Here is a 23787-nt window from a genome sequence, read left to right on the forward strand (position 1 = left end):
AGGTTGTCCCCTCCCTAAAACAGGTATCTATGCCGGAATGGAGCAAAGGTAATCGTGAAGTTCACCGTGCCGGATGCGGTCGCCGTGAATGTCGTTTCCCCTTTCGGGAGCACAAAAAAACATCCATTCGATTGGGAATAGATGTTCTGACTATTGTTCAGTTTGACGGTTCCCTTCTCGCAGTTGATGTCGATGTAATCGGAAGGGCCATTTACTCGGGTAAGCACCAATGTATTCCCGCGGCCGTCGCTCAGATTCAAATTGGTAAAATGGCCGGTGATTCTGAACTTCGGCTTGATCGGCACATTGCCGGCGTGGTAGATCTCGAAAGTATCCGGGGACGAGCTGACCGTATAGCTGTACTCGTCTCCATAACGGAGCCCCATTCCGTAAGAGTAGCCTTGCCCGTACTCCCAACCACTCGACACATCCGTTGATTCCGGGAACGGCTGATGCATCTTGAGCGGAATGGCGAGCGTTCGAATAGTACCTCCCTTATCGATCGGCACTGTGCCGATCGGCCGGGCGGAGTAGACTCTCCCGGGAAGATCATCGAAGGTGACGGTAAGTTCGCCAATGCGAGGATTGAACATTTCCACCGCTGCAGCAATCTTATCGTAATAGTCTAGCTCCGTGTACTCCGTGAGGAAGAAGACAAGCTGGATGACACGGGGGCCATAGACCATGCCGAAGTCTATTTCGCCGTCCCGGCCATCAATCTGCACGTTCTGATCCTCGACGTTCGGTAGCGGCGGAATGTAACGTTCGACCAGCTCGAGGTCGACGGACGCGGTATCGACGCCATTGATGAAGCATTTCATAGCGATTTCTCCCCCGTTCTAGCCTGGATCCGCTTGACTAGGCTTTCCCGCTCGTCGTACAAGCTTTCAATATCGGCATCGTCCTCGACATGCACCTCATCGATCGACAAGTCGAAGTGGTTGACAATCTGCTGCGAATTATTGGTCGTTGATTGTGCCGCAATGGAAGGCGTTGCCGAATCAAGCATCCGAAACAGTGCATTTTGCTGGTAAGCATTCAGCACAATCTCACCAGCATGAGCAACGATCGGCACGGCGCGGTCCCGGATGCCGGCCACCACCCCGCCTTCACTGAAATGCTGCAGGTTGTCATAATCATCCTGCGGAACCCCGTACTTCGTCCGTAGCTCCGTATTCCGGCGGTGCAGCTCACCCTTCCTTGCCGGGTCATTCGTGGAGTACCACTCGGTTGTATTGGCCGTGTACTCCGCCCAATCACGTTGCTTTTCAATATCTCCAGAGATTGAGGTTACGGTGGCCATCTTTTGGCGGTAGGATTCAACAAACACGTCCAGGTCGGACAATATCTTTGCATTCGCAGTCCCAGTGCTGGAAATACGAAACGCTTGAATGCTCTTCTCAATTCCTTCGACATCGCCGCTGTAATCCTCAAAGGCGCGAATCAGGTCATCGTATTGCTGCTCCACTGCATCTTGCTGGTCGTCGAAAGCCTCTTCCTTCGTTCGCTTCTCATCCTCAAGCGCAAGCTTCTCTGCCTCAAGCTGTCGCCTGCGAAGCTCGCGCTGGTGGTCCGTCTCCATATCGGCAATTTCTTTCAGGAGTTGCTCCTGTTCTCGCTTTCCTTCCGGTCCAACAGCAGAAGCCAGCAACTCCGCTCGAGCACGCTTTTCGGCCAACTTGGCGGCAAAATCGGAATCGGCGTTCGCATCCGCTTCCGCATCCATCAACCGGTCGATAGCACGGATTTTTTCTTCCTGCGCATCAACGAATGCCTCTCGCGATTCCTTTATGGCCTTCAACTCAGCGCGACGTGCATTTTCTACTGCTTGCTTTTGCTTGTCGAGCAGATCCTCAACTTCGTTCACGGCCGCCTTGCGTTGCTTCTCGAGCTCCTCCGCCCGATCCAGTTCCCGCTTATGCATTTCCTCCCGGACGCGGAACATCTCCCGCTCGGCCCGGTCGCGCTCCTTCGATCCCTCTTCATATCGATTCTGGACGCGCTCCCAAGCGGCATACTCCTCTTCGAGTGACAGTCGCTTGAAGTGTTTCTCCCGCTCGATCCACCACAGCGACAGGTCAAACCCTGCCTTGCGGGTCGCCTCCGCTTGCTTCAATTCATCTTCGGATATCGCATCGTGCAGTTGCTTGATCTGAAGATTGACCATACGTTCGTCTTCCACCGCGCGCGCCAGATATGCTTTGTGGCCCTGCTTCACCTTCTCAAGCGCTTCAATCTGCTGCTGCGCGGACCAGTCATACATTTCGGCTTTGTAACGGATGAGCGCAATCTCCTCCTCAAACGCTTTCCGCTGAGGATCGTCCTTGGGATCGGGAGGGTCGCCTCCGCCTCCGCTAGGAGGACCCTTAGGGCGATAATCATCCAGATTTCCTGTTTCTAAATTCTGCTGCATTTTTTTAATCTCGTTTAGCGAGGAACGTATTGCGTTTAATCCGTCAGTCCTTTCGAGTAATCGGCGATTGGCTTCTTCATTCAGCTTCTTGCCTTGCAAGATCATAGCCTTCCGCATGTCACCAGTTACATAATCAGGAATCTGGGATTCATCGAACTGCTCTTTGAGCATCGGAGCATCTTTTCGCATCTGAGCTTTGGTGACTTCCTCGAGAGCGGATACTTCAAGCTCAGCTTGTTTCAATTTCACTTCGGTACTTTTCTTAAGGTCTTCCAGCTCCTGTTTTCGAAGTTCCGTCTTGATACGTAGTGCGCCACGTTCAGCATCGATCAACTCAAAGATCGCCTCGCGGTTGGTAATGTGATAGCGGCCCTCTTCATCCAACTTGGCGATGAGATCAGGGTACTCCTTCTTAAGTTGCTGGACAACGCCGGCTAACTCTTTTTTCTGATCTTCGCTCAGTTTTTCGGATGATGACAGCTCGCTGTACTTCCGGCGTAGCTCCTCCGTTTTTTTGATCTGATCCTCTTTTGTTGCGAGTTCTGCCATTTCGGCTCGCTTCAAAGCAACAACAGCCGGGATCGCTTCTTCCAAATGTTGCTTCATTCGCTTTAATGCTTCTGTTGCTTGCTGGATGTTCTGAAAATCCATTTTTCGCAAAGCAGCGTCAATCTCGGTGATTTCGACGGACAAGTTCGTCGCATCGGAATCAGTAGCAGCGTTGAAGTATTGCTTTTCTAATTCATTTCGCCGTACTAGAAGTCGATTCAATTCGTCAATGTCGGATTGTAGGCCTTTTACTTCATCAGACGTTCTCTTTAGCGGAGATTCGTCTAATTTCTGATTCAGTTCTTCTATGCTTTCGGCAAACTGCAGAGAGGAGTCTGCCGCCGAGCTTGCGGCGATATTGTAAGCGACAACCCCGGTCGTAACCGCACCGATCGCTAGTATGGCCCATCCGACTGGCCCCATCACCGCGTTCAACGCGAAGAAGGCGGCAGTCAATCCGCCGACAACCGCAATCATAGCCGTAACTGCAATTGCCGCCGCGGCCAAGCCGACAACAATCTGCTCGTTCTGATCGACCCACGCTGCTAAGTCCTTGATTACCGGGGTCACGACCTCCATCATCCGCTCGAGTGCTGGAAGGAACGATTCACCCAGTTCCACCCGCGCTGTCTTCAACGTCTGGGCGTAGGTCGCCTGCGTGCCCGTGTAACCTGTCATTGCAGAATCGGCATTCCCGGCGAACATCGCCGCTTCGGCCAAGATGCCATTGTACGCCGCCTGAATCTTCTGTCCCTCCGTCAGCTTATCAGCGGTCGTACCAATCGATTTCGCATAGCGTTCCTGCATGACAGAAAGGTTCGTCGTAATGCCGGCGGCGTCCGTCAGCTCCGAGTTCCCCATCTTAATGCCCTGCGCGACCTGACGGATAGCCTCGTCCCATTCCAAATGAGCTTCACGGTTATAGACCGCAGCATCCGCAGTGGCGGTGATGATGGTTCGTGTCTGATCGAGTGTTAGCCCGGCAGTCAAGTAGGTTTTTACCGTATCTGCGAGCGCCGCCTTGTTCAGGCCCCAGCGATCCGCCAGCTCGTCCGCGAGTCCGATCGTCTGGCCGACGTCTTGGTTCAATGATTTGGAGACCTCAGATAAGCCACGGTAAGACCGGGAAAGAGCCGTGGCCTCGTCCGTAAACGCCTGAATCATGCTCACCATTCGTTCGGCGGCGAAGCCAGCTCCCAACGATGCCAACCCAGCACCAAGCCCGTCCACGCCCTGTTTGGCCCGTACGGAGCCGGTCTCGACGTTCTTCAGCTCTTTACTGACCTTTTCGACCTGCTTGCTCTCGACACCCATACGCCGAAGCTCCTGCACGATTTCCGCAAGTCCCTGCTCCACCCGGGAAGGATTTATTTTGCTCAGCTGGGCTTCGACCTTCTTCAGTTGCTCTGTGTTCAGGCCGATCTGAGTCAACGCGGCATTCATCGTGCTGAAATTGCGCCCTGCCTTCTTCCCCTCCTCGCCGAGATCGCTGATATCCTTCTTCACTGTACGGATTTCTTGCTTCATCTGCTGCGCTTCAGCTGTCAACCGTGCACGGAGCTCACCGATCTGTACCGTCACCTAAATCCCTCCCCGCATGCGCGCAAGCTGCGCTTCATACTGTTCCTCAGCGGACTTCGCCGGTACCGCCGGCGCCTGAGGAAGACGTCCCCTTATTCGATTGATTATCGCCTTCTGCGCGGCCTTGTCCGCAATATGTGGATAAGCCGTCACTTCCAGCTGCTCCATCAGTTCGGCGGCTCGCTTTTCATTTGCAAGCTTCATCAACTCGGGAAGATCAATAAACGCGTATTCGTTTTCGACCTCATACTGCGTCTTGCCTAACACCAAGCAGCACCTCAGCACGAATTCATCGTGGCTTAGTGTTTTGCCTGATCCATTCGCTGCAGAATGCTCTGCACGAACTGCTGCGCCATTGGCGGGATCAGGCCGTTTAAGTTTCCCAAGGCGGCATTAATGTCGTTCTTCTCCCAGGTCAATCGGAGATACTCAGCGCACTCCCCGAAGCTGGCGTGTTCGCTCAGGTACTCCTCCGGAAGCCCGCTCAAAATCGCCGTGACCTCGTATATTTCATCGATCGCAATATCGGCAGCCGCGACGAGAAAGGTTGCACGTCCTTCAGCCGGCGTCATGAACAGCCTAACGAGGAAATCTCCGATCGTGCCGATGTGGTCGGTCAGTTTCTTCAGTCGGTTGCGAGTAAGTTTGGGAATCTCGACTTTCTTCGAACCAAGCCGAACGTGGTCCTTTTTGATAAATGGAAGCATGAATGCCCCTCCTTAGACGGAAGAGAGAGGGCTAGTGGGCCCTCTCGCGTCGAATGAATGATAGATTATGCTGTAGCTGTAATATCGCCCCAGGTGTACAGCAGCCCCTTAGGCGTAGCCTCCAACGAAGGGTATGCCAGACCATTGATGGTCATTGTCTGGTTGGCGTCCAGTTGGAACCTAGCATCTACGTCGAACTTGATGCTGCAGGCTTCGAGATAAATGTAGCGGTTCGGATCCGTAATGCCCTGCGGTTTGATTACCGCACGCTTCCGCGGGAGCTCGCGGCCGGCCAAGCCCGTGATCTGGTATTTGATCTTGCTGGATGTGGTCCCGTCGACGACCTTCGAAGCATCCGGATTAAATGAGACCACCTTGTCGAACTTCATGTCCGGCGTGGCAAGTTCTACACGGCCAACCGTTCCCGTCTTAATCGACTTCACCGGCGCGGTACCTGTTTGGTCTGTGGTCGGCTCGAAGTATGTCGTCTCCGTGAAGAAGCGGATGCCGCCCTGAGTCAGATCAATCGTGATGGCCCCGGCCTCCTCTGTCCCGTTGGAGTTAATCCCCCATACGAAGATACCCGGTCCGGCATAGATGTCATTTACGTCACTCAATTTGATTCACCTCCTATGGATGGGCGCTGACGGCGCCGATAGTCACGCTAGTCGCAGCTGATAGGTCAAACTGAAGTTTGCCGTCTGGCTGGCAGTACAGGTCTTTGGTGAACGGACCAAGCACCTTCTCCTCGGTTGTCCCAACCGCGACGACCTTCGTACCGGTTCGTCCGTACTTATCGGCAGCGTATTTCAGCGTTACGTTGATCGATGCACCGCCGCCGTTCTTAATGATCAGCAATGTATTCCCGTTATTGACCATCTCATGATTGTTCACGGCATCGCCATTCGTTCGAGCCAACAGCGCGCCGGCGTCTGATGGTTGTTGAACAGCAATAGGTGTTCTGGGCATCCCTTATCCCTCCCTCGTGTAAAATTGGAAATTGGTCGAAAACACAGGCCGGTCCTTCTCGTCCAGCCCAAGTGGAATCGGTGCGGACTGTATAGCCCGGCTCGAAAATACATGAGTTGCACCGACCTGGTAGTTTGGCCGGCGGTTCAGATGATGGATGAGCTGCATTGCCAGTACCTCGGTGCTCGCCATGTTCGATGAGTCAGCCTTATATGACTTACCTTTGATGATGATTTGGTACGTTGGCCGCTCCGTCGGCACATAATCATGCGGCGCGAAGCCGCCGGAACCGAAAACGAACAAGCAGGGAAGCTTATTTTCAGGAAGGTTGTCGGGAATGAAGTTCGGATCCGGATAGACCGTGAAGCCGGATGCCGTTAAGTATGAAATCAATTCGCTCGCCAACATCCTCTTCACCCCTCCAGAATCTTGCTCAGTTCTTCCATAATGAGCTTCTCATTCATCTGCAGCGCACGCTCCAGATACTTCTTCCCGGGCATCTCCCCGTTATACGGCCCCTTGCTGATCGTCTTCTCGCCGGGCTTAAACTGGACCAGTTTGCCGCCTTTCGTCACCCGGAACCCTTCATGCTGGGCAATCGCGTAATGATCGACCTCGGGGCTTGTCCCTACATCGATATACATCACACCGTATCGCTGCATGATCTCGCCTACTACGAGTGCCGCTTCCAGGTCGCCTGTGTCGAGTGGAGCTAGACGCTTTGCATCATGGATGACCTTAAGCGCCAATCGAGTCAACGTATCGCGAAGCCGACGATCGAGTTCTTCCGTGAACCGGTCCAGTTCACCGATCATCACCTCGATTCCCTCGAGGCTAAAGCTAAACGGTTTGCGGTCGGCCATAGACAACCACCTTCTTCGTCCGATCGGTCCCGAGGAACTTACGCACCTCGATGTGCGCCACCTCGCAGCGAATCAACTCGCCTAACTCGCTGTTGTAGGTGAAGTAGTCGTCGAAGCCTACGGCATGCGGACCCTCGAGGTGAATGATATACGCGATCTGAACGTCCTCGCCTCGTGCGTTCTTGATGAGCCGTTGCTCCTCGACAACCTTGGCTGACTTTACAGCTGACGCCGGCGGCAGCGGGCGGCCCCATTCGTCCATAGCCGAATGATAGTGGGTGACGGTGGCTGGATAACCGAAGAGACTCATACGAGCTCTCCGCCATACTGCCGCTGCTCCGCCGCAGCCTCTTCCTCGGCCTTCAGTTCTTCAGCAGTTGACCCGAGGATCTGGCGAACATCCGGAGCAACCACATCCCGCTGGCCGTCCTTGTAGCTGATGGACTCGCCGTTATCAGAGACAGATTTGACGTTATGCTTCTGATACTTGAGCGTCGGGTCGTTGCCCTGCAACTCCCACACCGCCTGATAGGATACCAAGGCAACGACAAGCTCGGCCGCCGGGTACCAGCGAGCCAGATTGCGCTCAGCTTGAACGACAGCAACCGTCTGCTTCTGCTCACTCACCTGGTCCCAGGCATCGGTATCAAGCAAGTTGGCGGCAATCCAAGAATCAACGACTACACGATCCATACGCGCTCACCTACTTCTGTTCTTTAGCGGCAATCTCCGTAAGCAGGGTTTCGGCATCTTTATCAGCGGCGCCTTCGATCCCGAGTTCAGCCGCTTTCTTCCGGAGCGATTTGAGCTTCTTCTCCGCTTCTTTCTTCTCCGCTTCTTTCTTCTCCGCTTCTTTCTTTGCCGTCTCAGCTGCCGCCGCTTCTTCCTCGGATGCAATCTCGGCTGGTGTCTTCAATACTTCTTCCGCCACGTCTTGGGCAATCATTTGCTTCCCGATTTCTTCCGAAACATCGGTCAGGATGTCACCCTTTACCCGCCATTTCCCGCCGTATTTGACGAGACCTGTAATTTTCACTTTCACCGCTACTCACCCTCCCAAGGAAAATAGAAAGAGCGCCATGAGGCGCTCTTTAGATGACTGTTGCCGAAACAACCGAGTCGGCCCAAGCGAACGCCGGGAAACTCAGCGCTACGCCGGCAGTACGTACCCGGATCGGGTTCTTGGTCACATCGCGGAATACGTAGATGCCCATGTCGCCGGTCTGAACAGCTTCGATCTCGGCCAGCATTTCCTCCGTGGTCTTAGCCCACAGATAGTTACCCAGCGGGCCTTCCGGAAGAAGCATGAACTTGCTGTCTGCGAAAGTCCGAGTCGTCGTGTATGTGACCTTTCCATTCGTAAGTGCCTTGTCCTCGGTGCGTAGTTGCGTGTCATTAATTGCAATCTGCGGCAGGCCAAGAGAATCAAATACCGCATTCAACTGAGCTCGGTTGAGCTGCGGAGGCTGCGCTGAACCGCTTGGGTTACCGAAATACTGCAACCGGATCGATTTGTTTTGCAACAAGTGTGAAAGAATCTTGCGGGACGTTAGCGATCGAGCTAACTTGATGCCTTTCAAAGCGCGCTCCTCCACCCAACCTTGAATATCCGTGATTGGAGTAGAGTTATCATAGTCAGACCATCTGTCCGTACTGGTCAAGACCGGTTTCTGCGCGGTCTCATAGCCCCAATCAACGGCAATTTTCACGTTGCCTTCATTGTAGGTTACAGCACCATTCGAGACGGCCTGCATCGCGATCCACTCTTTTCGAGCATTGATAGAGTCGACCGCATACTGGGCGTCGTTCAACTGCTCATTGCGCAACTGGTTCGCTTCCTGCGGCCGGAGCCCGAAGGAGCTGGACGCCTGCAGGGCAAGACGAACAAGCCTCTCGTCCATATAACGGCCACGCTGGATCTTCGGAATCTCGATCCGGGTACCGGACAGTCCTTCACGCGACCCATATTCGACTTCGGTACCGAGCTCCGCAATTTGGGCCATAACTGGAAGGCGGCCGGCAGAGCTGCGGATGACATCGATCGTCAATTCCGATGTTTCCTTGGGAGGGAACAACAACGGATTCAGATACTCGTTGTTGATCGTCAGGTTCCGGGAGTATACCAGCAAGTCCGAACCCATGAGTGCTTGTTCCAGTGTCATGTTGACCGGATCTTCGGCAGCAAACAACTGGAGGTTCATTTTCAAACGATACTTCTTTTCCATGTTCCTGTTCAGTCCTCTCTATTCCGGATTAGGCGAACACAATATGCGGCATCTTCGCCCGCAAAGCAGCGTCAACGGTGACTGGGATACGTTCGGTGATGAACTTCCCAACCTCGTAGCCACCGACCACATGATCGCCATCCTTCACGTTAATGCCGCGCTTCAAGATGATCGTCGGGCTGTCGCCACCATCATCGTTCGTCAGCACACCATTGGCCGTTGTATAAGCGTTCGTGATGGCTGTGAACGTGATGACCTTCGTCGTGTAGTCGATCGCCGTGATCGTCTTGTTCTCGGTGTTCGTCCCGTTGTAAAACTTGATCGTATCCCCTACGACCAGCCGGCTGACATCGTTAAGAGTTGCTGTAGTCGCGCTGCCGGAGACGTTGGCTGCCAGAGCGAGCCCGCCCGTGTATGGCCGCCATTTGCCGGACGATGTAATCTTCGCCATCGGCATCCCCTTTTGAATCTTGCGATCACCGTTGGCGTCGGCCGGCACCTTCGTATAATCAATTGTGATCCCGTTGGTGACTTCGCGGATCACCTCGAACGATGCGAGAATCTCCGGCTCGGCTTCGACCATGAATCGATCCCTTGGTTGCAAACGCATGCTTCTCAGTCCTCCTTATTTGCCCCACGGGTTGTAAACCGACTGACTTGCCGGCAGCGCCCCCCGCGATTGAGCTTGTTTAATAAGCGCTTCCTGTGCTTCTTTCGTGCCGGCCCCTGCGCCGCCGCTACCGCCGACAGGCGCTCCGAAAGAGCCGCCACCAGGCTTTTGCTTTCCCAGATGCGGTTTCTTCTTCAGGAGCTCGTCCAGCGCTTCCTTCACGCCGATCAGATTACCCTTCTCGTCTTCCTTGACCTTGGAAAGATCAGCGAGCGCCGCCGCGTCTTCCCAATCGGCGAACCCGAGTTCATTCGCCAATACCTTCACCTCGGCGCGGAGCAGACGCTGGAATGTCTTCTCCGATTGATCCTTTTGACTAGCCGCGAGCAGCTCCTTGGCGCGCTTCTCGACATCATCCATCGTAAGGGGGGTGCCTTCGCTCCCCTTACCACTACTGCCTTCCGGCTTCTTCAGCGCAGCTTGCATAGCCTCTACGGAGTCATATCCAAGCTCTTTAGCGAGAGCTGTCTTCGCTGCTTTCTCTGCCCTTGATAGACGTGACTGAACCGCTGTATCAAGTTCAGCTTGTGTGAATGTCTTATCCTTCGGATCCGGAGCAGGATTTGGATTCGGGTTTGGATCAGGGTTTGGATTCGGATCACCCGCAAACAACTGCAGATTCAAAGGTAGACGGAAACGACTTGCGATTTTCTGTTTCATATTGACCTCCTGTTTTACGCCTGGGTAGGCAGCCGGCTAGCAGTTTAACGTCATGCCACGTTTTGGACAAAAGAAAAACACCCCCGAAGTCTCGAGAGTGCTCATTAGATCGTAACTTGAATTGAATTGGCCTGTTCTTCACTTATTTCGTCGTAAAACCCGTCCTCACCAACGAATATACAAGCTTGCTCCGGTGATGGCTTCCAGTTGCCAGCGCCCGGATCGTATCGCTCGAATTGACCATTGATAAACCGATACAGGCGGGAAGCAGACTTGCCGTCGAAATCATATGCAAAATAAAAGTCATCCATGGCCACCAGCCTCCTTACTTCAATTTATCAATATCCTTCGGTCGCTGCAGCCCATGCGACAGCTTGAACATTTCGTTTGTAAGCTCGGTCCTGCGATCTGCAGAAGTGCTGTCCAGCCGGTATTCTTCGTACAACTTGTGCATCTGACCGTTCTTAAGCTCAAAACTCTCGGGCGTATGGAACTGAACTTCGAATTGTTGCCCATCCGAGCCTTTGAACGTTGCGTTAACGCCGTTGTAAGGATTCCGCTTATCGTTCCAGAAGTTCTTCACAAGCGTCGGGGCGTATCCCTTTTCAGCGAGCCCTCGGACAACCTCATCGTAATCGGCGACCATTTTATCCGCTGGGGATTGATACGTGTATCGAATGACGTCGTTCGTACTTGATATGGTGTCATCAATGACTTTAAGATCATTGCTGTAGTTGCTGTAGCTGTTTATTTTCCTCAGGTACGACTCTTTGCTCTTTAGCCTATACTCGAGGCCAACCATTTCAACACCGGTTGCCTTTGATACGTCGAGTAGATCAGCCGTAATGTGCGGCTCCTTCTCAACGATCCTATTGTACGCATTCAGTTTCCGGTACCGGCCCTGAAGCTCATTCCACTTTACATTTCCATTATACTTCATTCGCCTGAACGTCGCGAACGTTTTGGGAGTCGCATCTTCATCAACGGCCCTATAGCGTAGCCATTGCTTGTGGTCTTCGTTCAATTGAGCCTTTTGGCGACGCAGCTCATGGTACCGACGAATGTTTTTCTCGGTGCGGTTATCCACGAACGGGCGATTCGACGCCTCGATCATGCTCTGGACCTCAGCAGCCGGCGTGTACTCCTCCACCCAAACAGACATGGAGTGCACGCAATGCGAATGATAAGGCGGCCTCAGCTCAAGACGGGGAAAACGCTCGTCTTGCCCACTGATTGAGTACACCCTCCCTTGATACTTGGCACAATATTCACAGGTTATCCCCACGTTATTCACATACACAAGATCCCGTTTGTTCTGGACGGCCATATTCTCGACGCCAGTAACATGTGCCTTCCGCTGGTGGTAATGGATCACCGAAGACATATACTTGTCAACCGGGATCCGCGCGCCGTTCTTAGCGACCATCCCAGTGATCTGCCGCTGGGTCAGCTCAGCAATGGCCGATTTAGTCGCCTGCCGGCGGGAAGCGCCGCTGATCAATGATTGCTCATTGGCTCGCCGGGTCACCTCTTCGACCCGCTGCTTGATGTCCTTGCTCATGTGATCCGATGCTTCAAGGATGGAATAGAACGTATCGTCCATAATCGCCTGGACGGCTTGTTCGTGAACAACCGGGCGAAGAGTACGATCGATCGATTCTGCCGACAAACCCAGTTCTTCCATCCCCGCGGCGGCTTCTGCGGCCCCCACTTTGTAAGATTCGGTCAAAATGGAAAGAGCCCGCCCCGAAGATTCCCGGGTGAGCCCATTCAAGATTGAATCTATTCGAGTTAGGAGCTGCTCTTTCAGCCGCCTACTGACGCCGTCACCCATGGATCGTAGTAGATCCAGAAGACTCAGGCCGGCTTGCGTGTAGGCTAAGATCATTTTATTGATTTCGTCGTCGATCCGGAGCGCCATTAAGCACCACCGCCCAACCTCACCTTAGGTGGTTGCGTGAGCTGCGGGTTCAGGCTATCCACTGCCTGCTCCTCCTGAATCTTCTCGACTTCCTCTTGGATGGCCTCCTCCGACCAATCCGGATGCATACGCCGGACTGTCGTCTCGAGCGATTGTACACCGCCGGCGAACTTCTCCGTTTCCTCAGAGTCACGCTCAGAATCAGCTTTCGGCAGCATATCGCCCCACTCGACTACCGGATTGGATACCTTGTACGATTTGCCGCCAAGCGCATTCTCGAGTATGATGCACTTTCGTATGGCTGCCTTCAATGCCGCATCGAACTTGGCTTGGACCGCCTCTGCCTTGATGACCGATTGAATCCAAAGATAGAGGAGTGCGACACCGGAGTCACCTTTCCCTTCCTCCAAGCCGGCTGCCTGGGGCGAAGTCTTGCTGATCGCCAGCATGTACTGAATCAACCGCGTGACATGCTCGAAGCTTTGGGCCGTCTTGGCGTCCCATGTAATGTACTGCGGTACCGCTCCCGTCTTCTCATCGAAGCTCACAACCTCGAGGTCCGCGTTCCGGACGAACCGGCCGCCATAGTCACGCTGGTTCTGGTTTGCAACCGTGTCCCAAAGGCCGCGGGGAATGGCAAGCTTCGGCTTCCCGTGTTTCTCGAACACGATGGAATCACGGGTGATCGTCCAGTTGATCTCCTCTTGAATGACATCAATGTTCCGGAGTGCCGATCGGCCGCGCGGGTGCCGCAGCGTCTCGTCGTTTGGAATGGCTCCGCATAGCAGCTCGGTAACGCCACCCAACTGCTGATCCTCAGGAATCTCGGTGTTCCATCGCGTTGCATAAGCAGCGTTGTTGAGCAGGTCACCAACCGTCTCCCCATCCATCTTGTAGACGAATTGCTGGACGGTCAAGCCGGCCTCATCAAGCCGCTGTCGCTCTACCCGTAGGAACTTCTGCCGATTGCTTTGCTCCCCCCATTCTTCGATCCAAGCGATATCGGCGCCCTGATCGTCATCATGGGGAAAGTACCGGTCCCCGAGCATCCATTCGAACCATACCTTCCCCTTTGAATTGCGGCGTATCCGGTAAGCGATCAACCCGTCGACCTGGTGGGAAGCGATGGCGGCCCAAATCTTCTCGTTTGGCTTCGACGCTTCCACGACGGCGGTCACGAAGTCTAGCTCCGGCCCTTGCTCGGCATCCGCTGAGATGTTCCCGAGCGCCCTATTGAGCAGATCGGCCGGCACTTCGGCGATAAGGCTGCTGAAATTGAGCACGACGTAGATGTTGGTTGTCTCTACTACCTCGCGAGTCTGCTCCCAGCGCTTGATTCCGGTTCGTTTGATGCCATAACGGGTATCTTTCGTCGCCGTCTTGGCGCGCGGGAAGATCGTGGCATGGTCGCCATCGTACAATGCTCGGAAATAGGCCATATCGGCGACTTCCTTATCAAACGGCGGCGGTGGAAACCGCTGCTTCGTATAGATGATCGTCATCCCTATCATCCTTTCTACCAGCCCGACGGGCGTTGGTTGGAATAGAACATCTCCGGCCGTCGGAGGGGCTCGGCAGCATAGCGAAGCGCGGCCATGGCATCATCGAACACGGTCACCGGCTCATCAAGATACAGCCCCGTCTTCTTGTCCTTCTGCCAAGACCACTGCTGAATCTCCTTGGTCGTGTTGACGCAATCCGGATGGATGTAAATCTTCCGTTGCTTCAGGTAATCGATCTGCGCATGCACGCTGCCAGGCTCTTTGACCACGGCCGACGCATAGTAGCCGGCGTTCTGCCACATCTGAATCCGATCCGGCTCTGCGGAGTCACAGTACATCGGCAGGTACTTGGACAAGCCCTGCCGATCGGCCATTTCGATGATCTGGGACGTGTCCCGCTCATGAACGTAAATTTCGCCACAAATGTAAAAATCACCGTCCTTAACGCCGACGGTGAGAATGGCATTCGCATGGTTGAAGCCGAAATCCTGCGCATGGTGCATGGTATCGAAGCGGTCGAACGATGTATCGAACTCAATCACGACGAAGTTCTTGAGAATCAGGCCGCCCAGCTCGCCCCATTCGCCAAGGCCGTACACGGCATACCCTTCCGGATCCTCTTGCTTCCGCCGCATCATCCGACGGTGATAAGCCGGGTCAATGAAACGATTCTGCAAATAGGTCGAGTGATGGGCCAGCACATCGCGGCTCGCCTTGTCAAAGTACTTCCGCTTGATCCAGTGTGTTGCCGACACCGGGTTGAACGTGAACGTGATCTGGTAGTACAGGTTCGGATTGAGCAGAATGCCCCGCAGACGGTCGTCGAGGATGTCAACGTCGGACTCCTGTAGCTCCGTTGCTTCCTCTGCCCATATCCACGTCAGCTTCCCGTGCGTGAACGTGATGGACTTGATCTTCTCGCGGTCCCGGGCGTCATTCATGCCGCGGAAGATGATCTCGTTGCCGGTCACCCGGCTGCGGATCAGCAGCGGCGACTTCAGGACTTCCCAGAATTCATCAGCACGCTGCCCGTAAATCCGATTGATCGCGCCGACCAGCTCCGAATAGGTACTGTTCCGGTTCGTCTCGTTGACCTTGCGGACGCACAAGAGGTTCGCGCCGGAATACTTCGGATCGCCCAGCTTTAGGATGTAGTCCTGGGCGATGTTGACGGACTTTCCCGAGCCCGCACTGCCGCGGAGTGCCCGGTACCGGCGCTTCGTTCGGTTGACTTCGCGGAAATGGCGGTTGAACTGCACTTTCACGGCTGCGCTCATTCATCATCGCCGCCCATCTCGTAGTCGCTGTCCTCACCGTAGTCGACCTCAATATGCATCGGTGTCTTTCCGTCGCCCTTGCTGGCCTTCTGTGCTTCAGCCTTCACCTTGTCGACTTCGGCCTTCGTCTTCTCGACCTGAGCCTGCATCAGCTCCAGCTTCGCCCGCCGTTCGTCGTTCTCCGGCGCCGCGGCGAGGAACTGCTTGATGGCGCCACGAAGCTCCGACATCGCCGCCGATTGCGCTTTGAGGTACTGGGCATAGCGCTCCCATGACCATTGAAAATTGAATTCTTCTTCGACGACGATTTGATGCAGTTGCTTGTCCTTGCCACGCCCAGTCGAATGGACCTCGAACTTCTGCTTCTTAATCTCCTTGATCATTTCATCCTTGCCGGTCACGTGCATAACGGCCGGCGCCCGAATGATGGCCGTAAACTGGGTGACGATGTTCTGCCAAATCATGTCCAGTGGGTCCATTTCATGCACCATATCCATGATCTCGAGGAACTCGCCATCCTGGGGCATGAATTTACGGAACAGCCCGTGCTTGACGGCTCTATCGTTGCCGGATGGTGCACCTTTTCCGCCCTTGTTCCCTTTTGCGTTCCGATTTCCTTTCGGCGCGCCGCGGCGGGGATCGGGCTGCTCTTCCCATTTGTAGTAATTCTTCCACTTCCGAACGAGCTCGGGCTTAACACCCAACTCCTCGGCGATGGCAGCCGGCTTCATGGTTCGTCCGCTGTCATGCCAAAGCTTGAACGCCTTCTTTTGGACCGGGCTTTGATCTCTCGACATCAGCTCACCGACCTCACCTCCGACTGAATTGAGTCTGTTTTCACGTTTTGGCCCTAAACGCACAAAAAGCAGCTGTCGGAATGTTCTCTTCCGATCCTGCTGCATCACTAAAAATCCCTAATTTTCTCCTAACAACTGTAAATGTAATTCTCTACAATACACATTCTAGGTAATTCGTATTTTCGGGATTCTGTCAATCCATTCTAGGCAAGTCAGCGTTACGTTAGAAATGAATTCTCTATAACCCGATTGTAGACAGTTCATTAGAGCGAATGGCGGTCTATAGCCTCGTCCAAGGTATCCTGTTTGATCCCGATATAGCGTAAAGTGACCGACTCTTCACTGTGATTAAATAGGTCCATTAGTAACGAAATGTCCCGTTCACGCTGGTAGAAATGATACCCGAATGTCTTCCGCATGGAGTGGGTCCCAATTTCCTTCACGCCGAATGCTTGAGCGACCCCGCTGAGCATCTTGTAAGCCATGCTCGCCGTGATCGGCTCGTCCCGCGCGCCAGTCCTGAGTTTTCTATTCCTCGACCTGAATAAATATGCGTTATCCGATTTTCCTACAATGTAGTGATCGAGAGCAGCGCGTAAGGCTCGGTTAATCTTTATCAACTTCCGCTTCCCTGTCTTCTTCTCGATTATATCGATATGCGTCCCGCGCACATCTCCAACCCGAAGCGGCAGGATATCTGATATTCGCAATCCGGTGTTTATGCCAACCATCAGGAGAATATAGTCACGCTCGTTAGTCTGCTGCAAATGTTCTTTGATCACCTGAAGCTTCCGTGTATCCCGGATCGGCTGGACAACCTTCATCTTCACCACCTCATTATCAAGGTACAATAAAAAAAGCACCCTTCCGGATGCTAAACACTCCTAGAGTACACCACATCAATATCAGCAATATAATCAGCTAAGCTGGATTTAATATAATTGTCGAATTTAAATAAATTATTCTCAGTTTCTATTGTTAACACAATGCTCGTTTCACCGAATTCACCCGCTACAATATGTACTTTCCCCGGAATCACAGCTAGTAGTGAATCGACTATTTGTTTTGGTTCAAAATTAAAAATCCTTTTCCCAGTTATTGTTAATGTCTGAAAGTCACCTAACCTCTTTCTATTTCTAACGGTCGGCTCGTTCTTATAAGTATTTAATATTAGTGATTCTAGCTTATCTATTCTAGAAATGAGAAATTTATCAGTATCACTAATCGAGGTAGAAGCTTGGATTATTTGACTCTCAACTACTCTATAAATTGGATTATCTGGCTTCTCATCGTTCAACGCCTCAGGAATAATCTGAATTAACTTCTCCTTCAATTGAACAGAACCAAGCATATCATTTGTGTAGAACACGGTACGTTCCTCAACAATATCAAATGGAAGCTTAGTTCCTTCTTCGCATATTTGAATAACCGGCTTTCGAATTGCATGTCGAAGAGCTAATTCATACATAACATTCGGGTTTAAGGTTGTCAGGTTTGTAATCACTAAGTCATCTTCAAGAATTCTCTTAATGATTTGCTTATTGATTGAGCCGGGATTCGGCATTCTATGTGCGACAGCAATATTTTGCGCTTGGAACCTCAATTCGGTCAATGCGGGAACTATTACTGCATCAATTACCCCTTCAGCTGCTCTTCTTATCTCTGAATTATCGCCACCAATAGGTGTGATAATAAAGCACTTTTTCTCGGCGTTTGACATGTGACACACTCCTTCAAAATCTAATTTTCGACATTAGGAAGGAATTTCCTGCTACATATCGAAACATATTTTAGGAGGTGATTCCATGTACGAATCAGGAAAAGTTTTGCAACATGATGCTGATTTCGACGATGCAATTATTCATAGGTTACCAATCAAGATTGTACAGTCTGAGACGGGCGAAGTGCTAGATAACCGGGCCTATATTGGCGAACACACCGAAGATGCCGTTGTATTACTGTCTGATGGTAATGCTTATCTTAAGTCCACAAACGATTTTGTCGTAATTTAAGAAATAGTGTAGATCACCCAGACCAAAAGGCTCCATATTGCGGTTGCCAGCAAGAATCCATTCAGAAAGCCACGAGCTGCGCTTAGATCATCCTCGTCGTACTTACCATCCATTGCGCCCGTGCCTCCGTTCATTCCGGCGAGCTGGCGCAACAACGTATGGCGCCAGCCGTCGGATAACCCGGTTCAGCCACCTCATTTCCGCACCACTCCCGTTCGTTTGTCTTTTCTGTATGGATTAATGACCCAGCCGATCAGATGCTTCTTGCTAATCCAGCCGACAAAGTTATCAGGAACTTTTACTTTCTTCAAATTAATCCCTCCACATGAGGATCATATTGGGTCCCGGCCCAAGCCCTAGCCTTCAAATGGGACATTCACCCACGCGAAAGGGCCACCGACTGGCAGCCCTCGCGTACACCTTACTTATCCCCTCGTCAGAATACCGGATTCATACCGAAAAACTGAACAAGGGACAAGCCCTTGTTGTAAGACTGGGGCATCTAACCCCACCTCACCACCACACGCTTGGCGACTAGCGCCTAAGGATACGACTTCATCCCACCGCGTGGCCGAGTCCTGCAATTAATAAAGGTACAGCAGGCTCACCCGAGCTTTCGCTCTATGTGAATCAACTGTACCTTGTAAAAACTGACATTTAACCGCCAGTCTACTGTCATATTACCGTCATTATTTCATTCTAACTCGCCCCAGAGTTTGAGCGTATTCGCTACGGACTCGATCCCCTCTATGATCTTGCGGTCGACAGTTCGATCCCCCATACTGCCCGAGAACCGCAGCACCGTTAGCTTATGACTGTTCCCACGCCCGTTCTCGGTGAAACGGAACTGAATGATTCGCCGAACCTCTTCGTCCAAGATCAAGTTAATGGCGCGATCGATATTTTTTACAGTTTCCTTTGCTTGCTCGTATACGCGCTTCTGATGTTGGTGCCCATAGTTCCGCTCGAAATCTTCGACGACAGCTCTCATTTTTTTGTACTGTGTCAGCGACCTCTTTGTCAAGCTGCATTCCTTCTCGTCGGCTTCCGGAAACAAGCTGTTCAGAACCAGTGTTACCATTCCCAATCACCATCCCCTGTGATATGATAGGAATGTACGTTCGTTCCCCCGCGCCTCCGGCCAAGATGCAGCGGGGGATTCTTCTATTTTCAATCGTTATTCCAATTCCATAACCCCTGCTGCCCTTTTGCGGCAATTGGCTTTGGCAGCTTCACGACATGATCCATTTGCCACGCATATCGCCCGAAGTCGTAATAACCAACCTTCTCCTCTGCCACACTTACCTTCCTCGTCTCCCCGTTCTCTCCGTTATAAAGTGACGGCATCCCGTTCTGGTAATCCAATCCGATCGACCAGCACTGAACGAGTTCCGCCGTAGCAATAACTCCTTGAGGAAGCATGTTCCAATGCGTGTACCCGTGTCGGACCAATGTTTCGCGAATCTCAGCAACTGCTATAGCCGATAGATCCAGCTGCTTGCCAGCGTGTATTGCGATCGGGCCTCGGTACTTCGTTGCCCAACTGCGCGTCTCGAATTGCTTCGCCCCAATGGCGATCAGCGTTGCCCATGGCTGGTGAATAGTGATGGCTTTCACGAGTGAACCACCTCCGGGAACTCGTTCCACTCGCGTCCATCAAGCTCTCGGCCAGCATTTTGCTTACCGACCCTCAGAACACTTCCGCCCTCTGAAAATGTGAACCATTTGGCCCGCTTTTCCACCGCTGGTGATAAACATTGCGAATGTGCCGCCTCATGAAAGCCGATCCATTCCCCCCATTGTTTAAAGAAGAACGGTACATCTGCATCTAGGCACTGATCCCGGAGCGATCGAGCCCATTCCGGATGCATGGGCCGCGCCTTGTGACCGCTCTCTCCGCCGGCTATGACTTGATGAATTTCTTGCGGTGTCGGCCAACCAGTTCGAATAGGATCAATCCATCTCCATATGTTGACTTCTTCTAGCAGTGGCTCGCAGCTCAGGAACCTCACCACCGCCGGCGTCTGCAGCAGCAGCGGAATGCGTTCGTCGGCTGCCTTCTGATTCTCCACGCTAACTCCGAGCCATACATTTGGCAACGCCTCTTCTACCTTGAACTCCTGTTTCCGCATCCAAGCAAAGTATGCCAGCGCTCGTTCCGGGCGCTTCGTCAATACTTGGAATGTATGCTGGGGGCAGAGTGCCATTCGAGCCCAAACAGCTCGGATATACTCAAATGGCACATCCGGATGAAACATGTCGCTCATGCTGTTCACAAAAATCTTACGCGGCCGCTTCCACCGTAGCGGCTGGTCGAGCTTCTCCGGCCGGAGCGTGATGTCGAATCCGTGCTCATAGTAGTGCCCCGTTGTCCCCCGGAAGCGTTCAGCCAGAGTCATCGCGTAGCAGTTTCGGCAGCCCTCGCTAACTTTCGTGCAGCCGGTGACCGGATTCCAAGTCGCGTCAGTCCATTCGATCTTGCTTTTATCGCTCACGCACTTTACCTCCCATTCCCTTCATATTCAAGCGGTACTCCGTGTCGATCTGGGCTTCAGATAGCCCCACTCCACCGCAAGTTGCCTTATTGCTTCCATATCAACTTCTGGATATCCCCAATGCGGACAATATAAGCCGCCGTATCCATTGTTTTGGTTCGCATCGTCATCTCCGAAGATGTAATCTCTGAAATCGAGAATCAATCCCCAAAGAGTCCCGCCGTGTGAAAATCCGTCTTTCTGTTCCCTGGTCTTCCCTTCTTTACCGGGCTCCATATACATCGTCTCGCCAGTGTAATCATCTGTATACCACAACCGGTCGTTCGCCCAATGAAAGGCAGCGAATCTATCATGCTTCTTCGAGTAGAGGAATCTTCGACCACGGCAGCCGATCTCCCTTATCAATCGGTTGACTAGATCGATTCTCTCTGGACGATCGAATGATTCTGAACCAGGAAGTGGCTCTGGTTGGCTTACTTTCCGGACGCTTACTAATTTACAGAAGTCGATAAATGAGATGTCCCAGCAATCGCTAGCATTCAACCACTCGTCATACTTTGCTGCGCCGCCCGATTTTGCCATCTTCAACTGCGAGTATGCTTCATGATCCCCCCACATACCCGCCGGATAATCTACGGAGTACAGCTTCACGTTTAATCCCTCCCAAGTTCCTTATTCAAAATAATTCCAGTTGTCCGTCGATCTGAGCCTCACGGACATACCCCTTTTCAACCCAGCTGAGTGGGCAGGTTGTAAGATAATGCTCATGGACAGGCTGGCCAGATAACCGGATATCGGTCTCGGGGTATTTGATGCCACGGAGCGACTCGGTCAGATCCGTCCAGACCCAATGATGACCTTTTTGTGCCGTTCTGTTCACCACGTTCCTCCCATGTCCCTCAATATTCAAGCTGACCGCTAGTATTTTCCCGTCATCGTGCAGTTAAGGTACTTATCGCGCCTAACGATCTTCCACCCTGACTTACCCGAAAAATGGGCAACAGGTACGAACGGAAGCTTCCAACCATACGACCACCAAATATGATGAATGCGATGAATGCCTGAAATGAATTGTAACCATCTGAATTTTTTGTGCTTATTCACTTTGACATGCCTCCCTTATGCTTGATTGTTTATTTCGATTCCTGATCTATTTCACCCGATCGCAATAGGATGCCGTTTCGAATTTCCGCCTTTAAGTTAATCAGGAAGTGTTTGATTGCCGACTGTTCATCCTTCGTGTAGTCATCATCCATTGACAATACTTCTTTGATTTTTTGTTCCAGCAGTTCTTCTACTTGCATACCGCCCCTCCTAAACGAAACTAAATATTCAAGCGGTGTTACCGGAATATTCAGCAGGTGTACTATCTGCCTTGATATAGAGTGGGTGCTTCGGATGGCCGGCTTTCGAAACATCTAGGCAGAACATTGGAAATGAATGAAAAATTTCCATAACCAATCTATCTCGCCCCAATAATGAGCCTTTCGTTCCCCATGCGGCGATAATCTTGTCGGCTCGATGGGCAGCTCGGCGAATGTGGTAGTCATTATTCGGGCCGATCGGGTCAGAACATTTCTTTAACTCTTCCGGGTCTGTAGCTCGGTAAGCAAACAGGTTTACTACTTCCAAGGAACCAAACCCCCACGCTTTCGCGAATCCAATACATCGTCGAATGGTAGGATCATCAATACTTGCATCAGCTGTACTAGGGTTAAGCATAACGAATAGAACCTTTGGCAGATCAGGATTCCATATGCGCCATAACGAGTATCGATACGCCCCGGTCGAGTCGATAATTGCATCTTTGATCACGGTCAATCAGCCTCCCATGTATTTCCGTATTCATCGAAGTACTTGACGTAAAATCTTCACCGACTCCACATGTTCATCTGCTCGTGTCATGTAGGAAGCCTGCATCTGCCCACCATTCTCACATTGAACAGCTAATTGCTTCCAGTGTGCGACACGCTCCTCGTGCCAAGTAATCACCGATTGAACGCCCTCGATCAGACGCATATGTTCGTTCTGGAGACGAACGAATTCATCTTGGTTTTGGTTCATTTCCTCATTCATTTCATTACCTCCACTGGTACGCAGGCTATTCAATATGTTGTATCGGTACCACGCATTAAGGCTGGAGCAGCTCTTCCAACTGCTCCGCCGCCATGTTGGTATACTGCAGAACATCGTCCTTGCTTAAAGTGCCGTCCCGAACCCCTTGCAGCAGGCCCTCGAGCTTGGCGGACGCGATCCGTGCGGGATCCATCTGTTGCATGCGAGCGATGTTGCGAGCATGCTGTAATGATTCAGTTGTCAAATTTGCATCACCTGCTGACCGATTTGATTTGCAGCAATCGAGTTGAGCCATAGAACTTCGGTCCGTGCTTCCCCGTTTACCGGCTTCCCCATCGTTGTCCGTCGATGCCAGTACTTCAGACGTTCGTCATACAGTGGATGGGCGTAGCCGGTCAGTAAGACCGGGCCAGGGTGCTTGTCCAGCAAATCGAGCATTTCCATGTGCTGCTCATCTGTCAGCTCATTCTCGTAAATCGCGCCGTTCCGGGTGTCTAGTAAGTATGGCGGATCCGCAAAAATCAAAACATCTGGATCACGGTACCGCTCGATCAGCAATTCGGCGCGAACGTTCTCAATTTGAACATGTCGCAGTCGATCGGCCACAATCTCCATTCGCTCAGGTAGGGCATTCCATTGCTTGATATGGAAGGCGTCTCGCTGCGTGAATCGGCAGCGCCATCCCGAGATTGAATTCGTCTTTGGCCGGATCGCCTGCCAGCACCGAACCATAAAGCGCCTTGCCCTCTCTAGTTCATTCGTTGTCGGTTCGTGAGATAGTTGGTATTCCTCTCTCGCGTATGGCGTCCAGCGGATACGGTATGCCAACTCATCAGGGCGTTCCCGAACGATTCTGAACAGGTTCACGACTTCCCCGTTGATATCGTTGATGGTTTCAACCGGGGACGGCACTTTATTGAATAACACGGCCCCACTGCCGAAGTATGGTTCCTGATACACGCGATGCTCCGGCATGTGCTCTATGATCCATTTTGCGATCGACCACTTGCTGCCTGGGTAATGCAATATGCGCGGTACCGCCATGGATTCACCTCAATTCTCTTGAAACT

The 23787-nt window shown here is 52.3% G+C and carries 32 protein-coding genes; 1 reads left to right on the plus strand and 31 read right to left on the minus strand.

Annotated features, from left to right (window positions below; translation table 11 throughout):
* Positions 1-14: 14 nt before the first annotated feature.
* From PKO02S_RS08055 to PKO02S_RS08160, 21 genes are all read right to left on the minus strand, one after another.
* On the minus strand, positions 15-821 hold the full coding sequence (locus PKO02S_RS08055; protein WP_127580818.1) for a phage tail domain-containing protein: 807 nt from the start codon (positions 819-821) through the stop codon (positions 15-17).
* Entirely contained in the window at positions 818-4543 is a 3726-nt protein-coding gene (locus PKO02S_RS08060; protein ID WP_127580821.1) for a hypothetical protein, read from the minus strand. Before PKO02S_RS08060 ends, PKO02S_RS08055 begins: the two co-directional genes overlap by 4 nt.
* Positions 4544-4810 (minus strand): hypothetical protein, encoded by a 267-nt coding sequence (locus PKO02S_RS08065; RefSeq protein ID WP_127580824.1) that lies wholly within the window; start codon positions 4808-4810, stop codon positions 4544-4546.
* 32 nt (positions 4811-4842) lie between these two features.
* On the minus strand, positions 4843-5250 hold the full coding sequence (locus PKO02S_RS08070; RefSeq protein ID WP_127580827.1) for a hypothetical protein: 408 nt from the start codon (positions 5248-5250) through the stop codon (positions 4843-4845).
* A 65-nt stretch (positions 5251-5315) separates the two neighbouring features.
* A complete protein-coding gene (locus PKO02S_RS08075) occupies positions 5316-5867 on the minus strand; it encodes a hypothetical protein (RefSeq protein WP_127580830.1) in 552 nt (183 codons plus the stop codon).
* 13 nt (positions 5868-5880) lie between these two features.
* Positions 5881-6219, minus strand: coding sequence for a hypothetical protein (locus PKO02S_RS08080; RefSeq protein WP_127580833.1), 339 nt, complete (start codon positions 6217-6219; stop codon positions 5881-5883).
* Between the two features lie 3 nt (positions 6220-6222).
* Positions 6223-6627 (minus strand): minor capsid protein, encoded by a 405-nt coding sequence (locus PKO02S_RS08085; protein ID WP_127580836.1) that lies wholly within the window; start codon positions 6625-6627, stop codon positions 6223-6225.
* A 5-nt stretch (positions 6628-6632) separates the two neighbouring features.
* Positions 6633-7082 (minus strand): HK97-gp10 family putative phage morphogenesis protein, encoded by a 450-nt coding sequence (locus tag PKO02S_RS08090; RefSeq protein WP_127580839.1) that lies wholly within the window; start codon positions 7080-7082, stop codon positions 6633-6635.
* Positions 7060-7392 carry a hypothetical protein gene (locus PKO02S_RS08095; protein ID WP_127580842.1) on the minus strand — a complete coding sequence of 111 codons (333 nt, stop codon included), beginning with the start codon at positions 7390-7392 and terminating at the stop codon, positions 7060-7062. Before PKO02S_RS08095 ends, PKO02S_RS08090 begins: the two co-directional genes overlap by 23 nt.
* Positions 7389-7775, minus strand: a complete 387-nt coding sequence (locus PKO02S_RS08100) for a hypothetical protein (protein ID WP_127580845.1) — start codon at positions 7773-7775, stop codon at positions 7389-7391. Before PKO02S_RS08100 ends, PKO02S_RS08095 begins: the two co-directional genes overlap by 4 nt.
* A 10-nt stretch (positions 7776-7785) precedes the next feature.
* Positions 7786-8124, minus strand: a complete 339-nt coding sequence (locus PKO02S_RS08105) for a DUF7210 family protein (protein WP_127580848.1) — start codon at positions 8122-8124, stop codon at positions 7786-7788.
* Between the two features lie 49 nt (positions 8125-8173).
* Entirely contained in the window at positions 8174-9307 is a 1134-nt protein-coding gene (locus tag PKO02S_RS08110) for a major capsid protein (RefSeq protein ID WP_127580851.1), read from the minus strand.
* Positions 9308-9335: 28 nt separating this feature from the next.
* Entirely contained in the window at positions 9336-9917 is a 582-nt protein-coding gene (locus PKO02S_RS32785; RefSeq protein ID WP_174819890.1) for a hypothetical protein, read from the minus strand.
* A 15-nt stretch (positions 9918-9932) separates the two neighbouring features.
* The gene (locus PKO02S_RS08125; RefSeq protein WP_127580855.1) at positions 9933-10637 is read right to left on the minus strand and encodes a scaffolding protein; all 705 of its coding nucleotides are present in this window, start codon (positions 10635-10637) and stop codon (positions 9933-9935) included.
* Between the two features lie 104 nt (positions 10638-10741).
* On the minus strand, positions 10742-10948 hold the full coding sequence (locus tag PKO02S_RS08130; RefSeq protein WP_127580859.1) for a hypothetical protein: 207 nt from the start codon (positions 10946-10948) through the stop codon (positions 10742-10744).
* Positions 10949-10962: 14 nt separating this feature from the next.
* Positions 10963-12558 carry a phage minor capsid protein gene (locus tag PKO02S_RS08135; protein WP_127580862.1) on the minus strand — a complete coding sequence of 532 codons (1596 nt, stop codon included), beginning with the start codon at positions 12556-12558 and terminating at the stop codon, positions 10963-10965.
* A complete protein-coding gene (locus PKO02S_RS08140; protein WP_164821345.1) occupies positions 12558-14060 on the minus strand; it encodes a phage portal protein in 1503 nt (500 codons plus the stop codon). Before PKO02S_RS08140 ends, PKO02S_RS08135 begins: the two co-directional genes overlap by 1 nt.
* A gap of 14 nt (positions 14061-14074) precedes the next feature.
* Positions 14075-15337 (minus strand): PBSX family phage terminase large subunit, encoded by a 1263-nt coding sequence (locus PKO02S_RS08145; RefSeq protein WP_127580865.1) that lies wholly within the window; start codon positions 15335-15337, stop codon positions 14075-14077.
* On the minus strand, positions 15334-16134 hold the full coding sequence (terS, locus tag PKO02S_RS08150) for a phage terminase small subunit (protein ID WP_127580868.1): 801 nt from the start codon (positions 16132-16134) through the stop codon (positions 15334-15336). The genes PKO02S_RS08145 and terS overlap by 4 nt, the downstream gene beginning before the upstream one ends.
* A 263-nt stretch (positions 16135-16397) precedes the next feature.
* Positions 16398-16958 carry a site-specific integrase gene (locus tag PKO02S_RS08155; RefSeq protein WP_127580871.1) on the minus strand — a complete coding sequence of 187 codons (561 nt, stop codon included), beginning with the start codon at positions 16956-16958 and terminating at the stop codon, positions 16398-16400.
* 50 nt (positions 16959-17008) lie between these two features.
* Positions 17009-17854, minus strand: coding sequence for a hypothetical protein (locus PKO02S_RS08160; protein ID WP_127580874.1), 846 nt, complete (start codon positions 17852-17854; stop codon positions 17009-17011).
* Between the two features lie 85 nt (positions 17855-17939).
* Between PKO02S_RS08160 and PKO02S_RS08165 the strand changes: the two genes are divergently transcribed.
* Complete coding sequence (locus PKO02S_RS08165; protein ID WP_127580877.1) at positions 17940-18146, plus strand: hypothetical protein; 207 nt, start codon at positions 17940-17942, stop codon at positions 18144-18146.
* Positions 18147-18840: 694 nt separating this feature from the next.
* Here the strand turns inward: PKO02S_RS08165 and PKO02S_RS08170 are convergent.
* The 10 genes from PKO02S_RS08170 to PKO02S_RS08210 form a co-directional block, all read right to left on the minus strand.
* Positions 18841-19227, minus strand: coding sequence for a hypothetical protein (locus tag PKO02S_RS08170; RefSeq protein WP_127580880.1), 387 nt, complete (start codon positions 19225-19227; stop codon positions 18841-18843).
* Between the two features lie 89 nt (positions 19228-19316).
* Entirely contained in the window at positions 19317-19763 is a 447-nt protein-coding gene (locus PKO02S_RS08175) for an ASCH domain-containing protein (protein ID WP_127580883.1), read from the minus strand.
* The gene (locus tag PKO02S_RS08180; protein ID WP_127580887.1) at positions 19760-20641 is read right to left on the minus strand and encodes a DUF5131 family protein; all 882 of its coding nucleotides are present in this window, start codon (positions 20639-20641) and stop codon (positions 19760-19762) included. Before PKO02S_RS08180 ends, PKO02S_RS08175 begins: the two co-directional genes overlap by 4 nt.
* A gap of 27 nt (positions 20642-20668) precedes the next feature.
* Entirely contained in the window at positions 20669-21292 is a 624-nt protein-coding gene (locus PKO02S_RS33165; RefSeq protein ID WP_246066879.1) for a YoqU family phage-derived protein, read from the minus strand.
* 25 nt (positions 21293-21317) lie between these two features.
* Positions 21318-21521 carry a hypothetical protein gene (locus PKO02S_RS08190; protein ID WP_127580890.1) on the minus strand — a complete coding sequence of 68 codons (204 nt, stop codon included), beginning with the start codon at positions 21519-21521 and terminating at the stop codon, positions 21318-21320.
* Between the two features lie 253 nt (positions 21522-21774).
* The gene (locus PKO02S_RS32275) at positions 21775-21945 is read right to left on the minus strand and encodes a hypothetical protein (protein WP_164821346.1); all 171 of its coding nucleotides are present in this window, start codon (positions 21943-21945) and stop codon (positions 21775-21777) included.
* Between the two features lie 28 nt (positions 21946-21973).
* Positions 21974-22456, minus strand: a complete 483-nt coding sequence (locus PKO02S_RS08195; protein ID WP_127580893.1) for a DUF1643 domain-containing protein — start codon at positions 22454-22456, stop codon at positions 21974-21976.
* Between the two features lie 30 nt (positions 22457-22486).
* Positions 22487-22717 carry a hypothetical protein gene (locus PKO02S_RS08200; RefSeq protein ID WP_127580896.1) on the minus strand — a complete coding sequence of 77 codons (231 nt, stop codon included), beginning with the start codon at positions 22715-22717 and terminating at the stop codon, positions 22487-22489.
* 55 nt (positions 22718-22772) lie between these two features.
* Positions 22773-22961: a hypothetical protein gene (locus PKO02S_RS08205; protein WP_127580899.1), complete on the minus strand. Its 189-nt coding sequence runs from the start codon at positions 22959-22961 to the stop codon at positions 22773-22775.
* On the minus strand, positions 22958-23761 hold the full coding sequence (locus tag PKO02S_RS08210; RefSeq protein WP_127580902.1) for a DNA adenine methylase: 804 nt from the start codon (positions 23759-23761) through the stop codon (positions 22958-22960). The genes PKO02S_RS08205 and PKO02S_RS08210 overlap by 4 nt, the downstream gene beginning before the upstream one ends.
* Positions 23762-23787 lie beyond the last annotated feature (26 nt).

The organism is Paenibacillus koleovorans NBRC 103111, assembly GCF_004000845.1.
Taxonomy (GTDB): Bacteria; Bacillota; Bacilli; order Paenibacillales; family NBRC-103111; genus Paenibacillus_AA; species Paenibacillus_AA koleovorans.

Excerpts from the sequence above, each read along its gene's own strand:
- PKO02S_RS08210 (WP_127580902.1), bottom strand. The coding sequence starts at position 23,761 with ATGGCGGTACCGCGCATATTGCATTACCCAGGCAGCAAGTGGTCGATC.
- PKO02S_RS08090 (WP_127580839.1), bottom strand. The coding sequence starts at position 7,082 with ATGGCCGACCGCAAACCGTTTAGCTTTAGCCTCGAGGGAATCGAGGTG.
- PKO02S_RS08125 (WP_127580855.1), bottom strand. The coding sequence starts at position 10,637 with ATGAAACAGAAAATCGCAAGTCGTTTCCGTCTACCTTTGAATCTGCAG.
- PKO02S_RS32785 (WP_174819890.1), bottom strand. The coding sequence starts at position 9,917 with ATGCGTTTGCAACCAAGGGATCGATTCATGGTCGAAGCCGAGCCGGAG.
- PKO02S_RS08095 (WP_127580842.1), bottom strand. The coding sequence starts at position 7,392 with ATGAGTCTCTTCGGTTATCCAGCCACCGTCACCCACTATCATTCGGCT.
- PKO02S_RS32275 (WP_164821346.1), bottom strand. The coding sequence starts at position 21,945 with ATGCAAGTAGAAGAACTGCTGGAACAAAAAATCAAAGAAGTATTGTCA.
- PKO02S_RS08160 (WP_127580874.1), bottom strand. The coding sequence starts at position 17,854 with ATGTCAAACGCCGAGAAAAAGTGCTTTATTATCACACCTATTGGTGGC.
- PKO02S_RS08085 (WP_127580836.1), bottom strand. The coding sequence starts at position 6,627 with ATGTTGGCGAGCGAATTGATTTCATACTTAACGGCATCCGGCTTCACG.
- PKO02S_RS08165 (WP_127580877.1), top strand. The coding sequence starts at position 17,940 with ATGTACGAATCAGGAAAAGTTTTGCAACATGATGCTGATTTCGACGAT.
- PKO02S_RS08100 (WP_127580845.1), bottom strand. The coding sequence starts at position 7,775 with ATGGATCGTGTAGTCGTTGATTCTTGGATTGCCGCCAACTTGCTTGAT.
- PKO02S_RS08080 (WP_127580833.1), bottom strand. The coding sequence starts at position 6,219 with ATGCCCAGAACACCTATTGCTGTTCAACAACCATCAGACGCCGGCGCG.
- PKO02S_RS08070 (WP_127580827.1), bottom strand. The coding sequence starts at position 5,250 with ATGCTTCCATTTATCAAAAAGGACCACGTTCGGCTTGGTTCGAAGAAA.
- PKO02S_RS08170 (WP_127580880.1), bottom strand. The coding sequence starts at position 19,227 with ATGGTAACACTGGTTCTGAACAGCTTGTTTCCGGAAGCCGACGAGAAG.
- PKO02S_RS08055 (WP_127580818.1), bottom strand. The coding sequence starts at position 821 with ATGAAATGCTTCATCAATGGCGTCGATACCGCGTCCGTCGACCTCGAG.
- PKO02S_RS08200 (WP_127580896.1), bottom strand. The coding sequence starts at position 22,717 with ATGAATGAGGAAATGAACCAAAACCAAGATGAATTCGTTCGTCTCCAG.
- terS (WP_127580868.1), bottom strand. The coding sequence starts at position 16,134 with ATGTCGAGAGATCAAAGCCCGGTCCAAAAGAAGGCGTTCAAGCTTTGG.
- PKO02S_RS08155 (WP_127580871.1), bottom strand. The coding sequence starts at position 16,958 with ATGAAGGTTGTCCAGCCGATCCGGGATACACGGAAGCTTCAGGTGATC.
- PKO02S_RS08145 (WP_127580865.1), bottom strand. The coding sequence starts at position 15,337 with ATGAGCGCAGCCGTGAAAGTGCAGTTCAACCGCCATTTCCGCGAAGTC.
- PKO02S_RS08135 (WP_127580862.1), bottom strand. The coding sequence starts at position 12,558 with ATGGCGCTCCGGATCGACGACGAAATCAATAAAATGATCTTAGCCTAC.
- PKO02S_RS08110 (WP_127580851.1), bottom strand. The coding sequence starts at position 9,307 with ATGGAAAAGAAGTATCGTTTGAAAATGAACCTCCAGTTGTTTGCTGCC.
- PKO02S_RS08140 (WP_164821345.1), bottom strand. The coding sequence starts at position 14,060 with ATGACGATCATCTATACGAAGCAGCGGTTTCCACCGCCGCCGTTTGAT.
- PKO02S_RS08130 (WP_127580859.1), bottom strand. The coding sequence starts at position 10,948 with ATGGATGACTTTTATTTTGCATATGATTTCGACGGCAAGTCTGCTTCC.